Here is a 13,975-nt window from a genome sequence, read left to right as displayed (position 1 = left end):
GGCGACGATCACCGCGTCCCGGGGGCGGATAGCGTCGTGGTGTGACCGAGCTCCCCCACTGGCTGCGTCGACGCCCGCTCACCGCGGACGTGCTCTTCACCGTCGGCCTGGTGCTGGTGGATGTGGTGTTCACCCTGCTCACGCCCCGGGAGTTCTGGCCGCAGCAGCTTCCGGTGGCGATCGGGTGGAGCGTGCTCTGCGCCGCGCCGGTGGCGGTCCGTCGGGCGGCGCCCTGGTGGGCGGTCGGCGCGGCCGTGTTGACCCTGCTCCTGCCGGCCCTCGTCGGGTATGCCCCGGCCACGCAGAGCATCGCGTTCGTGGTGTTGACGTACACGATGGCGGCGAACCGCCCGACCCGGCCGGCGATCCTGGCCGCGCTGGCGCTCTGGCTGCCGGTCGCGGCGGTCAACGTGCTTGCACCGCCGACGGGTGTGTTCGAGTTGAACCCCACCTACCTGGTGCTGAACAACCTGCTGGTCGGTCTGGTGTCGTTCTCGGTCGGCCGGGCGGTGCACGCCCGCCGCGCCTCCACCGAGGCCCTGCGGGAGCGGGCCCGGGTGGCGGAGACGAACCAGCGTTCCCTGGCCGAGCAGGCGGTCGCCGACGAGCGACGCCGTATCGCCCGCGAACTGCACGACGTCGTGGCCCACCACGTCAGCGTGATGGGGGTGCTCGCCACCGGCGCCCGGCGGGTGCTGCGCCGGGACCCGGACGCCGCCGACGAGGCCATCGCCACCATCGAGGACACCAGCCGGTCCACGCTGCGGGAGATGCGCCGTCTGCTGGACGTGCTGCGCACCGACGAGCCGGCCGCCGAGTTGGCGCCGCAGCCCGGCCTGGCCGGCATCGAGTCGCTGGTCGAGCAGGTCCGCGAGGCGGGGCTGCCGGTGACACTGACCGTGGAGGGCACCCCCGGTCCGCTGGAGGAGGGGGTGACCCTGACCGTCTACCGGATCGTGCAGGAGGCGCTGACCAACGCGCTCCAGCACGCCGGCCCGGCCACCGCGCAGGTCACGCTGACCTTTGGCGACGTGTCGCTCGACGTGGACGTCACCGACACCGGCCTTGGCCCCGGGGCCGACGCACCCGACCGGATCGGACACGGTCTGGTCGGGATGCGGGAACGGGTCGGCCTCTACGGTGGGGTCCTGCGCACCGGCCGGCGACCCGGCGGCGGTTTCCAGGTCAGTGCGACGTTACCGATGGAGCAGCTCGCGTCCGGCGCGGGCACCCGGCACGGCAGGAGTGTGGCATGACCGAGGGCACGACACGGCCGGTGCGAGTGCTGCTCGCCGACGACCAGCCGCTGCTGCGTACCGGCTTCCGGATGGTGCTGGGGGCGGAGGACGACCTGGACATCGTCGCCGAGGCCGGTGACGGCGTCGAGGCGGTGGACCTGTCCCGCCGGCTCCTGCCGGACGTGGTGCTGATGGACATCCGGATGCCCCGGATGGACGGGGTGGCGGCGACCCGCGCGATCGTCGAGGCCCGACTGCCCGTGCGGGTGCTGATCCTGACCACCTTCGACCTCGACGAGTACGTGGTGGGGGCGTTGCGCGCCGGGGCCAGCGGCTTCCTCGCCAAGGACGTGCCGGCCGAGGACCTGGTCACCGCGATCCGGACGGTCGCGGCGGGCGAGGCGGTGGTGGCGCCCCGGATCCTCAAGCGGCTGCTGGACCGCTTCGCCGACCTGCTGCCCGACCCGTCGTCGACGCCGCCGAAGCGACTGGGCTCGCTGACCGAGCGCGAACGGGAGGTGCTGGTGCAGGTGGCCCGGGGACTGTCCAACGCCGAGATCGCCCGGGCCTTGTCGGTCAGCGAGACGACGATCAAGACGCACGTCGGTCACGTCCTGACCAAGCTGGGCCTGCGGGACCGGGTGCAGGCGGTGGTGCTGGCGTACGAGTCGGGTCTGGTCCGTCCCCGGGGCTGACCGCGCCGACCCACTCCCCGACTTGCCGGGGCCACGTAGCGTGACGCACGGGAACGGGTTGTCCGCTGCGTCGTTTGACCCTGACGTGACGTCAGCTCCTAACGTCAGCCACGCCGATCCGGGGCGGGCCACGCTCAGGGGTCACCCCGAGTACGGATCGGGGCCGACCCGCAGCGGAAAGTCCGCTCCCGTTCCGCCTTTGGGCGGACGGATCGTCCCGGCCGGGGGCCGAGGATGACACCATGCCGCACCGGCCAGCGGGGGCGGTGCGGCGGCAGAGGCTATTCGAGGGGGAACGGTGACCATAATGGTGGACCGCCACGCGCAGGTCGCGGCCCGCGCCAGTGAGGTGTGGAAGGTGTACGGCAGCGGCGAGGCCCAGGTCCTCGCGCTGCGCGGGGTCGACGTGGAGTTCGAACGCGGGCGCTTCACCGCGATCATGGGTCCGTCCGGTTCCGGCAAGTCGACGTTGATGCACTGCCTGGCCGGGTTGGACACGGTCACCCGGGGCAGCGTGTCGATCGGCGACACCACGGTGACCGGCCTGAAGGACGCCGGGCTGACGAAGCTCCGCCGCGACCAGGTCGGTTTCATCTTCCAGCAGTTCAACCTGCTGCCGACGCTGACCGCCAAGGAGAACATCCTGCTGCCGTTGTCGATCGCCGGCCGCAAACCCGACCCGGCCTGGTACGACACGGTGATCGACACGGTCGGCCTGCGGGACCGGCTGAACCACCGGCCGAACCAGCTCTCCGGCGGTCAGCAGCAGCGGGTCGCCTGTGCCCGCGCCCTGGTCTCCCGCCCGGACGTGATCTTCGCCGACGAGCCGACCGGCAACCTGGACTCCCGTTCCGGCGCGGAAGTGCTCCGCTTCCTGCGCGACTCGGTCCGGGAGCACGGGCAGACCATCGTGATGGTCACCCACGACCCGACGGCCGCCGCGTACGCCGACCGGGTGGTGTTCCTCGCCGACGGGCAGATCGTCTCCGAACTGATCGAGCCGACCGCCGACACCGTGCTGGACACCATGAAGAAGCTGGACGCCCCGGTGACCGAGGTGACCAACTGATGCTCCGGGCGACGCTGAAGAGCCTGTTGGCCCGGAAGGTCCGCCTGCTGCTGTCCGGCCTGGCCGTGGTGCTGGGCGTCATGTTCGTCTCCGGCGCGTTCGTGCTCACCGACACGCTCGGCCGCTCCTTCGACGCGATCTTCGCCGACGCGTACGAGGGGATCGACGTCAACGTCACCGCCAAGCCGAAGATCGCGGCCGACGAGACCCAGGGCGAGCAGGTCGCGCCCCCGTTCCCGGCCGCCGCCCTGGAGAAGGTCGACACGGTGCCCGGGGTGGCCGAGGCTACCGGCGTGGTCGCCGGGCAGGGTGCCCGGCTGATCGGCAGCAACGGCAAGGTGGTGCCCACCCTCGGCCCGCCGCAGCTGGGCGGCAACTGGCTCGGCGAGAGCGACCTGGTGCGGCTGCGCGAGGGACGCGAACCCCGCGCCGACGACGAGATCGTGGTCAACGCGGCCCTCGCCGAGGCCGCGAAGGTGTCCGTCGGGGACCGGGTCGGCGTGCTCACCCTCGAACCGAAGCGCGAGTTCACCCTGGTCGGTGTCTTCGGCTACAGCGGTGACCGGGACAGCATCGGCGGCGCGCACGAGGTCATGTTCACCACGCCGGTGGCGCAGCGGCTGATGCTGGGCCAGCCCGGCACGTACAGCAACATCGCCGTCCGCGCGGAGGAAGGCGTGCGCCCCGAGGCGCTGCGCGACGACGTGGCGGGCGTCCTCGGCGCCGAGTACGACGTGAAGACCGGCGAGCAGGCCTCGGAGGCCGCCTCGGCGGGGTTGAAGGAGGGGCTGTCGTTCTTCAACCAGATCCTGCTCGGCTTCGCCGGGGTGGCCCTTCTGGTCGGCACCTTCCTCATCCTCAACACGTTCTCGATCATCGTGGCGCAGCGCACCCGGGAGCTGGCCCTGATGCGGGCGATCGGCGCGAGCGGCCGGCAGATCATCGGCTCGGTGGTCCTGGAGGCGCTCGCGGTGGGGCTGCTCGCCTCGGTGCTCGGCCTCGCCGCCGGCATCGGCATCGGCGCGCTGCTGGCGTACGTCTTCGGGCAGTTCGTCGGCGGGCTCACCCTGGCCGGACTGGCCGTGCCCCCGGCGGCGGTGATCAGCTCCTTCGCGGTGGGCATGCTGATCACGCTGGTGGCGGCGCTGCTGCCGGCGCTGCGGGCGTCCCGGATCCCGCCGATCGCGGCGATGCAGGACGTGGCCACCCCCGACCGGCCGCTGACGAAGGTCACCGTCGCCGGGGCGGTGGTCACCACGCTCGGCGCGGTCCTGCTCGCGCTGGGCCTCACCGACAACGCCGGTGGGAACACCCTGGCCGCCATCCTCGGCGGCGTGCTGTTCGCGTTCGTCGGGGTGGCCCTGCTCACCCCGCTGATCAGCCGGCCGGTGGTCTCCCTGCTGGGCGCGGTCTTCGCCTGGTCCGTGCCGGGCAAGCTGGGCCGGCTCAACTCCGGGCGCAACCCGCGCCGCACCGCCATCACCGCCGCCGCGCTGATGGTCGGCATCGCCCTGGTCACCGGGGTGACCGTGGTGCTCGACTCGGCGAAATCGAGCATCTCCGACCGTGCGGCGGACACCATCAACGCCGAGTTGACGATCTCCGGGGCGCAGACCGGCCCCCGGCAGCCGACCTTCGACCCGGCGGTGGTCGACCGGGCCGCCGCGCTGCCCGGGGTGAGCACCGCCCTCGGGCTGTTCAACGACTTCGCCGAGGTCGACGGCGAACGGCGCTACGTCAACGCCGCCACCGACCTGGCCGCGGTCGAACGGATCTTCCAGGCGAAGGCCACCTCCGGCACCCTCGCCACCCTCCGACCCGACCAGATCGCGCTCAGCGAACCGGTCGCGAAGAACCGTGGCAAGGCGGTCGGCGACACCATCACCATCCAGTTCGCGCGCGGTGCCCGCCACACGTACACGGTCGCCGCGATCGTGCCCGAGGACCGGCTGCCCGGCTCGTACCTGCTGCCCCGGGAGAGCGCGGCGGACTTCACCGTCCCGCAGCCGTACCTGGCACTGGTGCAGCTCTCCGACGGCACCAGCATCGGGCAGGTGCAGCCTCGACTGGAGGAACTGGTCGCCGACAGTCCGGAGGTGTCGGTCGCCGACCGGGCGGCCTTCGTCGAACAGCAGACCGGCGCGTTCGACCAGCTGCTCACGATGATCCAGATCCTGCTCGCCCTGGCGATCGTGATCGCCGTGCTCGGCATCGTCAACACGTTGGCCCTGTCGGTGCTGGAACGCACCCGCGAGCTGGGCCTGCTGCGGGCGATCGGACTGCGGCGGTCGCAGACCATGCGGATGATCACGGTCGAGGCCGTGGTGATCTCGGTGTTCGGCGCGCTGCTCGGCGTGGTGGTCGGCACCGGCCTCGGCGCCGCCGTGGTCCGGGCCCTCGAACAGGAGGGCATCAACAAGCTGGTCCTGCCCTGGTCGCAGATGGGCGTGTTCCTGGGACTCGCCGCGCTGATCGGAGTGATCGCCGCAGCTCTGCCGGCGGCCCGCGCCGCCCGGATCAACGTCCTCGGCGCCATCGCCCACGACTGACGGATCGCGCTGCTTGGTAGGAGGGGACCCCTGTTACCGCTTTTTGCGGAGCAGGGGTCCCCTGCAACCACCTGACGAGCAGCAGGGGACGCCCGCTACCCGGCGGGCGGGACGGACGGTGGGCGGAGCAGGGCCGCCAGCACCGCCAGGTCCACGCCGTCAAGAGTCGTCCGCAGGTGCACCCCGCCGACCGCCTCGACCGGCACCTCCGCCGGCACCGCCAGCACCACCGCACCGGCGGCCAACGCGCTGGCCACCCCGGTCGGCGAGTCCTCGATCGCCACGCACCGGCCGATCGGCACGCCGAGCAGCCGCGCCGCCGTCAGGTACGGCTCGGGGTGCGGCTTCGGCGCCTCCACCTCGTCGCCGCAGACGACCACGTCGAAGCTGTCCCGCCCGAGGGTGTCCAGCGCGATCTCCACCAGCCGCCGACCGCTGGAGGTGACCAGCGCGGTCGGCAGGCCCGCGGCCCGGACCGCGCGGAGCAGATCCGACGCGCCGGGACGCCAGCGCAGGCCGGTCCGGAACAGTTCCACGATCCGGTCGTCGATCCAGGCCGCGCTGGCCGCCGGGTCACGCCACGGTTGCGCCAGGTCGGCGTGCAGGATCTCCATCGAGTCGGGCATGCTGGTGCCCACCATGGCGAGCCGGGCCTCCTCGGAGAGCGTGCCCCCGTACTCGGCGGCCAACTCGTAGAGGGCGACGTCCCAGAGCTTCTCACTGTCGACGAGGGTGCCGTCCATGTCGAAGAGCACGGCGGCGGGCGGCTGGCTGCTCAGCGGATCCTCCCGGGGTGCGGCGGTCCCGGCGATCCTCGCAGCCCCGCCCACCGCCGGCGGCACCGGTCCCCGGCGGGGAGACGTGGGTCAAAGCCGGTCAGCCCAGGCCGCAGGCGGACAGGGACCTCTCGTACCCGGCGAAGAACGCCTCGGTGCGCTGCCGGGCGGTGCCGTGCGCGCCCTCCGCGAACCACGGCTGGCCCGGCGCGTCGCCGACCGCGAGCAGGCCCTCCCGGAACTCCTCCAGGTCGCCCTCCTCCAACCGCAGCACCCCGGCCTGGACCGACCCGCCCAGGTACGCCCCGGCCATGCAGTCGGCCTGGAGTTCCTGCTCGACGGTGTACTGGTGGCGGACCCGGAGCCTGACCTGGACGCCGTGGGCGTACTCGTGGCCGAGCAGGTAGTACAGGAACGCGTCGCCGATCTGCCGGAACGCCGACACCGCCCAGGTCACGTCGTAGGCGATGAAGTCCCCCGCCGGGCAGTACACCGCGTTGTTACGGGGCACCGCCTGCCCACCGCAGGAGACCTCACCCTCCCGCTGGTACGGAACGATCCGCCGGATCGGCTGGAACCTCTGCCCGGAGGCCCGGAACTGGGCCGACCAGTACGTCTCCGCCGAGCCGACCGCGTCGACGATGTCCTCCTGGAACGCCTCGATGCTGGTCGGCGAGTCCGCCCGGGTGGTCCCGTCCCGCGAGGTCGTACCCGGCCCCGGCACCCCCGGCCCGGACCCACCGTCGTCGGCGACCGGACCGACCGCGCAGGCCGTCGCCGCGACCAGCGTCACGACCACGGCGACCAGGCGGCCCCGGGGCCGACCAGCGGTTCACGTCACGGTGCCCTCCCGGTGCCGGCGGTACGCCCAGAAGTACCCCGCCCCGGACACGTTGATGCCTGCCACCGGGCCGATCCCGGCGTGGGGGATACCGCTCACGGTGGCCACTGCGCCACGCTCCGCCACTCAGTCGAGCTGCGCCAGCGTCCGACCGATGTTGTGCTCCACGATCGCCAGCATGCCGGCACGGTCCGGGAAGGGGCCGTCGAGCAACCGCAACGGCCCCTCCACCAGCGACAGGTGAAGGGCCAGCCGGTAGAACCGCAGCCGGTCGACGTCCAATCCACCGACGGCGAGGTGGTGGTACCTCTCGCCGAAGCGCAACTCCAGGAAGGCGTGTTCCCACTCGATGTCGAGGTATCCGGCTCCCTCGACATCGATCAGCACCGGCTCGTCGTGGTCGTCGACGAGCACGTGGTCGGGTCCGAGTTCGCCGTGGATCAGCCCGAACCGAGCACGCGGAGCCAGCACCGCACACCGTTCACGGACCATGCCGGCCAGTCGATCCCGCACCTCGGCGATCCGGTCCACACGGCGGGCGACGACGGCAAGGTGGCGCAGCGCCCGATCCCGCACAACATGCTCGACCGGCCGGTCCGGCGACGACGCCCCGGCCCCGGGACGACCAGCATGGTCCCACGTCCGGCTGTGCATCGCCCGGACGGCCGCACCGAGCCGGCGCAGCACCGGATCGGCCCGGTCCGGATCCCGTACGGTCAGCCGTTCCAGGTTGCCGCCCCGGACGTCCTCGACCACCGCCACGTCGCCGGGAACCAGCCGCCGACTGCGGTCGAGCAGGACGATCCTGGGTACCCGCACCCCGGCCTCGGCGACCTCCCGGTGCGCGGCCACGAAGATATCGATGCCGGCACCGTCGGCGAAGAAGGTGCTCCGGTCCGGGTCCACGGCAGGGGGCCAGTAGCTCTCGTCGTCGTTCCACACGTACCCGATGCCGGTGTTTCCGTCGTCCAGGGTCAACCGGTAGACACCCTTGCGGGTGCCTCCGGTGAGCCGCTGCGCCGACCGTAGCCTCCGTCCGTACGCCTCCCACGCCACCGCGCCCAGACTCTCGGTCGTCAGATGCCTCTGTCCACCGGTCACCGGTGCATTCTGCCGAGGCGGTTCGGGACCGGGGCGCCGGGGCCACCCGCACACCCGCCTCCTGCGACGCGCTTCGCAACGGATAGCCCGGGCAGCCCACAGCGGGACGACGGAACTACCCTCGGCACCGGCACGACGGGACGGCGGCCGGCCGCCAGGAAGGAAGCACCATGACCATCGACCGCATCGGGCCACCGTTGACCGGCGGCGAACGCGAGACGCTGCGCGCCTTCCTCGACTACCAACGGGCGACGCTGGCGATGAAGTGCGAGGGCCTGACCGACGAGGAACTGCGCCGCCGCTCCATGCCGCCGTCGACGCTCACCCTGCTCGGACTGGTCCGGCACATGGCGGAGGTGGAACGCACCTGGTTCCGCCGGGCCATCGCCGCCGAGGACATCCCGCTGGTCTGGTCCGACCGCGGCGACTACCAGGTGGCGTACGACGCGCGCACGGCCGATCGCGTGGAGGCGTTCGACGTGTGGCAGACCGAGGTCGCCCACGCCCGCCGGATCGAACGGGACGCCGAATCGCTCGACGTCACCGGCCACCAGGCGCGCTGGGGCCAGGACGTGTCGCTGCGGCTGGTGATGGTGCACGTGACCCTGGAGTACGCCCGGCACAACGGGCACGCCGACCTGCTCCGCGAGGGCATCGACGGCGTCGTCGGGGCGTGACCGTCCGGCGGCGACCGCTGCTCCGACGGTGTCCGGGATCCGTGGCCTGTCCGGGTACGGATCAGCCGTCGGCGACCCCAGGGCTCGCCCGTACTCCTGCGTCCACTCCGCGTCCTGCTGGTCCGCCGGCAGGCTGCCCAGACCGGCGCGAAGACTGTCCGCCGCCGCCGACGTGTCGCCGAGCGCCAGGTAGGCCAGCCCCAGGTTCATCCGGCAGAAGGTCGGCGTCAGCCAGTACGCGTGTGCTGGCGGAGGCGCGGACCCGGCAGCCGTCGTAAGGTCGCTCGCCTCGCCGAGCAGGCGGTCGGCGGCGGCCCGGTCACCGAGCAGCGCGTACCCGTGGGCGGCCTGCGCCGCATCGCCGACCCGTTGCAAGACGGACGACCCGGGGGTCTGGTATGCGGCGAGGAAGTGCCGGACGATCCCGCGCGGGTTCCCGCGCTGCCGTTCGAGGTAGCCGCGGAAGTTCTCCACCTGCGCGGCGAGCGGGCCGCTGTCGACCGCGACGGCCTGCCCGCCGGCCTCGACCAGCACCCGCACCGCCGCGGCATCGTCACGGGCTTCAGCGTGCAGCCAACCGACGAACTGGGTCCACTCCGCCGCCACGGCGTGCAGCTCAGGCGCGTACGGTCCCCGGGCCCGCACCGCGAGATCCTGCACCGTGCGCCACTGCGGCACCGCCCACGACACCATCACCGACGCAGCGACCACGTCGTCGAGGCGGCGCTGATGAGCCAGCACGTCGGCCAGGAGGCGCACGGCCGGTGCGTCCAGACGCGCGGGGTGGGAGATCACGTACGCGATCCGCTGGTCATCGTCGCGGGTGGTCACGGCCGGGGTGTCGACGACCATGGCGGCGAGCGTCCCACCGGCCCACAAGGCGTCGCCCAGGTGCCGGACCACCTCACCCGTCGGCCGGGTACGACCGGTCTCGAGATCGTGCAGGTAGCTCTTGCCGTAGAAGACGCTCCGGGCCAGACCGCGCAACGACAAGCCACGCTCCCGCCGCAGCCGGGCCAACTCGGCGGCGAACCGTGGATCGACGACGGCACGGACCCGAGCCGGCATGGGTACTCCCAGGTAGCGGACTGGGCGGCGGGCTACCTCGCGACAGTAGCGGGCCCAACGGTGTGTCCGCAGTGACCCAGCCTGGATCGCGGACAGTGTCCGCGTCTGCGGACGCCGACCGCAGACTCGACGGCCGTACCAGACCGGGCGGCTGCGTCGCCCGTCTGAGCCCGTCGCCCGGCCTTACCGGTGGTCCACAGACGGGGCAGCTCCACCGTGTCAGGAAAGGGGAGTCGGGCCGCAGGGTTATCAAGACTCAATGATAAAGGTATCTTGATATGTATGAGCGCACCCGACGTTCCGGCCGAGCTGGTCAACCCAGTGGCGATGCGGGCCTTGGCCCACCCGCTCAGGTTGAAGCTGCTGCGCGAGCTGTCTCTTCATGGACCTGCGACGGCAACCCAGCTTGCCCAGCGGGTGGGGGTGTCGGTCCCGGCGGCCGGCTACCACCTGCAGCAGTTGGCGAAGTACGGCTTCATCGAGGACGCGGAGCGGCCCGAGCGCGGGCGGGACCGGCCGTGGCAGGCTCGGGCACGGGGACTGCGGTGGTCGGCAGGTACTGATCGGTCTCCCGACTTCGTCGCTGCGTCCCGCCTGCTGCGTGAACAGTTCACGGCGGAAGCACTGTCGGCACTGAACAGCTACTGGCAGAGCGAGGACGAACACTCTCCGCAGTGGAGAGAAGCGGCGTTCCTCCTCGGCGACACGGCATACATGGACCCGCACGACGTGCAGGAGTTCAACGAGCAGTTGCGGGCTCTCATCGCTCGGTTCCGTGATCGGCCGGCCCACAAGCAGCCGCCTGGTGCAAAGCCCGTGCGGCTCTTTGGATTCGGCGTACCAGAGCGGTCATGAAGGCGGCCCCGGCGCTGCCGGAGATTCGTCGTCGAACTCATGTCTACTGGGCCTGTCACCTGTTGCGCTGGCTGCCCCTCGGGCTGGTCACGCCGGTCCTGGCCCTGCTTCCCGCACAGAAGGGTCTCGACACCGCCGCGATAGGTCTGATCTTCGGTGTCTACACCGCCACAGCTGCCGTCCTGGAGCTACCTACCGGAACCCTGACTGATCTGGTCGGCTCCCGGCCGGTCCTCGTGATCGCCTCCGTTCTGGAGACCACCTGCTTCGCGGGGCTGCTGTTCGCCGACTCGGTAGGCGAGTTCTGCGTCGCGCTGGCGCTCGGTGGAGTCGGGCGATCCCTCAACTCCGGCGCACTGGAGGCCTGGTACGTCGAGGGTGTCTACGCCGAGCAGCCAAGCGCAAACGTACGACCCGCGATCGGTGTGGCCATGTTCCTGACCAATGCCGCCGTGCTGATCGGCTCCCTCACCGTCGCGGTGCTGCCGACGCTTCCGGACACCCTGACCGACAAGGTCAGCGAACCATCGGTTCTCCCGATCCTGGCCGCGCTTCCATGCGGCACCCTCCAGGTGCTCGCCGTTCTCCTGCTCATCCACGAACCACCACGACGCAGAGACACTCGGTCGGTCCTTCGTGCGCTCGCGTCCTGTCCAGCCGTCGCACGTGACAGCATCCGACTATCCCTGCGGCAGCGAAACCTACGTTGGCTCCTAATGGCGGGCATCGGCGTCGGAGTCGGCATCGGCGCCGTCGAAACCTTCTGGCAACCCGAATTCGCGCGAATGGTCGAGAATCCCGCCGCTGCAACCAGCATGCTGGGTCTCCTCGTCACAGCCTCGACGGTCGCCGGCAGCCTCGGCTCACTGCTCGCCGCCCGCGTTTCCGAGCGACTCCTCCGCCGCAAAGACCTAGTCTGCGCCAGCCTCCTCGTGCTCATCGGCTCCGCGATCGCAGGCATGGCCCTCGCCCCGTCACCACTCGTCGCCGCCGCCTGCTTCGTCGGCGTCTACCTGTTCCTCGAACTACGCGCCCCGCTAGCCCAGACGCTGCTGCACGCAGCCTGCCCGCCCGGACGCCGAGCCAGCATCCTCTCCGCCTACTCCATGAGCACGAACGCCGGCGCTGTCGTGGCATCACTCGGCCTCGGAACCATCCTCGGCGCGCTGGGAACCTCCACCATCTGGCTGGCAGCCGCCGCAATCGTCACCCTCGCCAGCATCGCCTACCTACGACTGCAACCCGAACGTCCCCCGACAGCGGACACCACGCCAGCGGCAACCTCCGCCCTCAGCCAGCCCTGACCATGTCGACACATCCCAGCGGCTGCTCCACGTCGTACGACAGATCAAGATCGTGCGGGGAAGGTTGGCTCTTTCGGCCACGGCCAGACAAGCCCCGACGGCCCGGCGGCGGCCCAACCGTCATCGGGACAGCATCGTGCAGCTCAGGCTATGCGCCCTCGCCGCAGTCTCCAACAGGACTCTCCACCGGCGCGGCCAGTAGCAACTGATCGACGTGCGAGGTCACGTCGGCGCCCGTCGCCGTGAGGCCACCATCGTCCAGACGCCAGGACCGCCCGGTCTCCTCGAACTCCAGCGTCACCGGGGTATATCCCAGCCACTGCTCGCTCGCGACCGCGAAGCGCTCCCCACCGGGCGGGGCGATCCGCATCCGACGGACGACACACGGCGGCACGTCCTCGATGCGCGCCTCTGCGACACGTCCGGACTCCAACGGGACCAGTAGCCGCATCCGCCGGAGCGGAACGGGCGAGCGATTCTGGATGTGCACATCCACGCCGGCCGGTTTGATGCTGCTGAAGTCGGTGCCGATCGTGGCCCAGAGGGCGACCCGCGAGCTGTAGACGCGCCGCTCACGGTCCTGGGTGACCCGGTTGAGCTCGATCTGCTGCTTGTTGAGGGTCTGCTGCCCCTCCCAGGCCTTGGCGGTGTAGAACAGGGCCACCCCGGACCCGATCAGTGCCAGCAGGGACACGACCACACCGGTCAACGCGGCCAGGGTCTGCCGACGCGTGTACTTCAGGCCCTCCTGCTCGTAGGACGAGGAGGCACCGGGGATGTCGTCGCGCTTCGGGACGTACAGCCCGGAGGGAGCTCGCTGCCACCCGGACCTCACCACGTCGGGCATGACCGGATGAAATCGCTGGTCGAGACGTTCTCGTACACGTACGCGCCCGTCGAGTCGACCTGTGACAGTCGCCGCCGGATGAGCCCGTAACGCTGCGCCTTGAGGCGTTGCACGTCGGCCTCGCTCAGCCGGGAGCGCATGCCGGGGCTCGGGCAGAGCGGAGTGGTGACCCGGAAGGGACCGTGCCGACGCCGCACGAGCTGGCTTCGGTTCTCCCCGGCGACCGAGTAGTCGATCGCGATGTCGAACTCGTACGCGAACCGGACCCCGCTCATGTCCATCGAGACGGTGGTCTGGTTCCCGGGCTCGACCTCGATCGCGTCATGGTTGAAGTACGGCTCAGTGCCCACCTCCCCGCTCTCCTTCCTCTCGCGGGCGACGGGGGCTGCGGCGTCGAGCGAGAAGACCAGGTTCACGAACCCGCCGCCCTCGTTGCCCTCCAGGAACAGCAGGCCGTCGGGGGGACACACGATCCGCTTGTTGACGACGCGGATGTCGTGGATGGTGAGACGAACCGACCGCTGGTTATACAGCGAGAGTTCGACGACGGCCCCGTCGTAGGAGAACGCGCCACCTTCATCGAAAACTCTGGCGTGGGAGTCGGAGAAATCTGACGCCTTGCCGTCGCCGGTGAACTCCGGAAAGGACTTGACCGAGGTCGCCGGCAGCGCGAGATCCCAGACCGAGCCGCCACCCTGCTGATGCAGGATCTTCACCTTCAGGTCGTTTCCTCCGCCCTTGGCGGGATTCGACAACACGCCGTCCTCGCAGTGCAGGGGCGGACTCACCGAAGCCGCAGGCGACGCGCTCGCCGCAACAGCCGAAGGCGTGCGTTCCGGAGCCGGGGACGGCGCATCGGCATTACAGGCCGCAGTCAGGACCATGCAGAGCACGGCGGAAACCAGACTGCGCCCGAGGGAAGGAAACCGCATCAGCTGAATGCTAGTGCGCACGC

The 13,975-nt window shown here is 71.0% G+C and carries 12 protein-coding genes and 1 pseudogene; 7 read left to right on the top strand and 6 right to left on the bottom strand.

The genetic code is table 11. The features are described from left to right. The first annotated feature begins 41 nt into the window (after positions 1 to 41). The 4 genes from ACIBJE_RS08500 to ACIBJE_RS08485 all read left to right on the top strand — a co-directional run bounded on the left by ACIBJE_RS08500 (position 42) and on the right by ACIBJE_RS08485 (position 5,551). Positions 42 to 1,256, top strand: a complete 1,215-nt coding sequence (locus ACIBJE_RS08500) for a sensor histidine kinase (protein WP_396744972.1) — start codon at positions 42 to 44, stop codon at positions 1,254 to 1,256. After that, complete coding sequence (locus ACIBJE_RS08495; protein ID WP_396744969.1) at positions 1,253 to 1,933, top strand: response regulator; 681 nt, start codon at positions 1,253 to 1,255, stop codon at positions 1,931 to 1,933. The genes ACIBJE_RS08500 and ACIBJE_RS08495 overlap by 4 nt, the downstream gene beginning before the upstream one ends. A gap of 298 nt (positions 1,934 to 2,231) precedes the next feature. Continuing rightward, positions 2,232 to 3,002, top strand: coding sequence for an ABC transporter ATP-binding protein (locus ACIBJE_RS08490; RefSeq protein ID WP_396744966.1), 771 nt, complete (start codon positions 2,232 to 2,234; stop codon positions 3,000 to 3,002). After that, positions 3,002 to 5,551 (top strand): ABC transporter permease, encoded by a 2,550-nt coding sequence (locus tag ACIBJE_RS08485; protein ID WP_396744964.1) that lies wholly within the window; start codon positions 3,002 to 3,004, stop codon positions 5,549 to 5,551. Before ACIBJE_RS08490 ends, ACIBJE_RS08485 begins: the two co-directional genes overlap by 1 nt. A 95-nt stretch (positions 5,552 to 5,646) precedes the next feature. Here ACIBJE_RS08485 and ACIBJE_RS08480 read toward each other — a convergent pair whose 3' ends face one another. The 3 genes from ACIBJE_RS08480 to ACIBJE_RS08470 form a co-directional block, all read right to left on the bottom strand. Continuing rightward, positions 5,647 to 6,306: an HAD family hydrolase gene (locus tag ACIBJE_RS08480; RefSeq protein ID WP_396745600.1), complete on the bottom strand. Its 660-nt coding sequence runs from the start codon at positions 6,304 to 6,306 to the stop codon at positions 5,647 to 5,649. A gap of 121 nt (positions 6,307 to 6,427) precedes the next feature. Further along, entirely contained in the window at positions 6,428 to 7,126 is a 699-nt protein-coding gene (locus ACIBJE_RS08475) for a neutral zinc metallopeptidase (protein ID WP_396744961.1), read from the bottom strand. 168 nt (positions 7,127 to 7,294) lie between these two features. Further along, positions 7,295 to 8,269: a phosphotransferase family protein gene (locus ACIBJE_RS08470; protein WP_396744958.1), complete on the bottom strand. Its 975-nt coding sequence runs from the start codon at positions 8,267 to 8,269 to the stop codon at positions 7,295 to 7,297. 170 nt (positions 8,270 to 8,439) lie between these two features. Here ACIBJE_RS08470 and ACIBJE_RS08465 point away from each other — a divergent pair, with 170 nt between their 5' ends. Then, positions 8,440 to 8,946, top strand: a complete 507-nt coding sequence (locus ACIBJE_RS08465; protein ID WP_396744955.1) for a DinB family protein — start codon at positions 8,440 to 8,442, stop codon at positions 8,944 to 8,946. A gap of 918 nt (positions 8,947 to 9,864) precedes the next feature. Here the strand turns inward: ACIBJE_RS08465 and ACIBJE_RS08460 are convergent. After that, positions 9,865 to 10,014, bottom strand: a pseudogene (locus ACIBJE_RS08460) (helix-turn-helix domain-containing protein); the annotation flags it as partial. 282 nt (positions 10,015 to 10,296) lie between these two features. On the opposite strand from ACIBJE_RS08460, the gene ACIBJE_RS08455 reads away from it, so the two are divergent. Next, on the top strand, positions 10,297 to 10,869 hold the full coding sequence (locus ACIBJE_RS08455) for an ArsR/SmtB family transcription factor (protein ID WP_396744952.1): 573 nt from the start codon (positions 10,297 to 10,299) through the stop codon (positions 10,867 to 10,869). Next, positions 10,866 to 12,173, top strand: a complete 1,308-nt coding sequence (locus tag ACIBJE_RS08450; RefSeq protein ID WP_396744949.1) for an MFS transporter — start codon at positions 10,866 to 10,868, stop codon at positions 12,171 to 12,173. Before ACIBJE_RS08455 ends, ACIBJE_RS08450 begins: the two co-directional genes overlap by 4 nt. Before the next feature lie 148 nt (positions 12,174 to 12,321). On the opposite strand, the gene ACIBJE_RS08445 is transcribed toward ACIBJE_RS08450, so the two are convergent. After that, a complete protein-coding gene (locus ACIBJE_RS08445; protein ID WP_396744946.1) occupies positions 12,322 to 13,020 on the bottom strand; it encodes a hypothetical protein in 699 nt (232 codons plus the stop codon). Then, complete coding sequence (locus tag ACIBJE_RS08440; RefSeq protein ID WP_396744943.1) at positions 13,005 to 13,952, bottom strand: hypothetical protein; 948 nt, start codon at positions 13,950 to 13,952, stop codon at positions 13,005 to 13,007. The genes ACIBJE_RS08445 and ACIBJE_RS08440 overlap by 16 nt, the downstream gene beginning before the upstream one ends. Positions 13,953 to 13,975 lie beyond the last annotated feature (23 nt).

The sequence above is a fragment of the Micromonospora sp. NPDC050187 genome (genome assembly GCF_044459745.1).
Taxonomy (GTDB): Bacteria; Actinomycetota; Actinomycetes; order Mycobacteriales; family Micromonosporaceae; genus Micromonospora.
This window is presented reverse-complemented; position numbering and strand designations above follow the sequence as displayed.

Bases quoted from the DNA above. Each gene is read 5' to 3' on its own strand.
- ACIBJE_RS08495 (WP_396744969.1), top strand. From the start codon at position 1,253: ATGACCGAGGGCACGACACGGCCGGTGCGAGTGCTGCTCGCCGACGAC.
- ACIBJE_RS08485 (WP_396744964.1), top strand. From the start codon at position 3,002: ATGCTCCGGGCGACGCTGAAGAGCCTGTTGGCCCGGAAGGTCCGCCTG.
- ACIBJE_RS08465 (WP_396744955.1), top strand. From the start codon at position 8,440: ATGACCATCGACCGCATCGGGCCACCGTTGACCGGCGGCGAACGCGAG.
- ACIBJE_RS08455 (WP_396744952.1), top strand. From the start codon at position 10,297: ATGAGCGCACCCGACGTTCCGGCCGAGCTGGTCAACCCAGTGGCGATG.
- ACIBJE_RS08450 (WP_396744949.1), top strand. From the start codon at position 10,866: ATGAAGGCGGCCCCGGCGCTGCCGGAGATTCGTCGTCGAACTCATGTC.
- ACIBJE_RS08445 (WP_396744946.1), bottom strand. From the start codon at position 13,020: ATGCCCGACGTGGTGAGGTCCGGGTGGCAGCGAGCTCCCTCCGGGCTG.
- ACIBJE_RS08440 (WP_396744943.1), bottom strand. From the start codon at position 13,952: ATGCGGTTTCCTTCCCTCGGGCGCAGTCTGGTTTCCGCCGTGCTCTGC.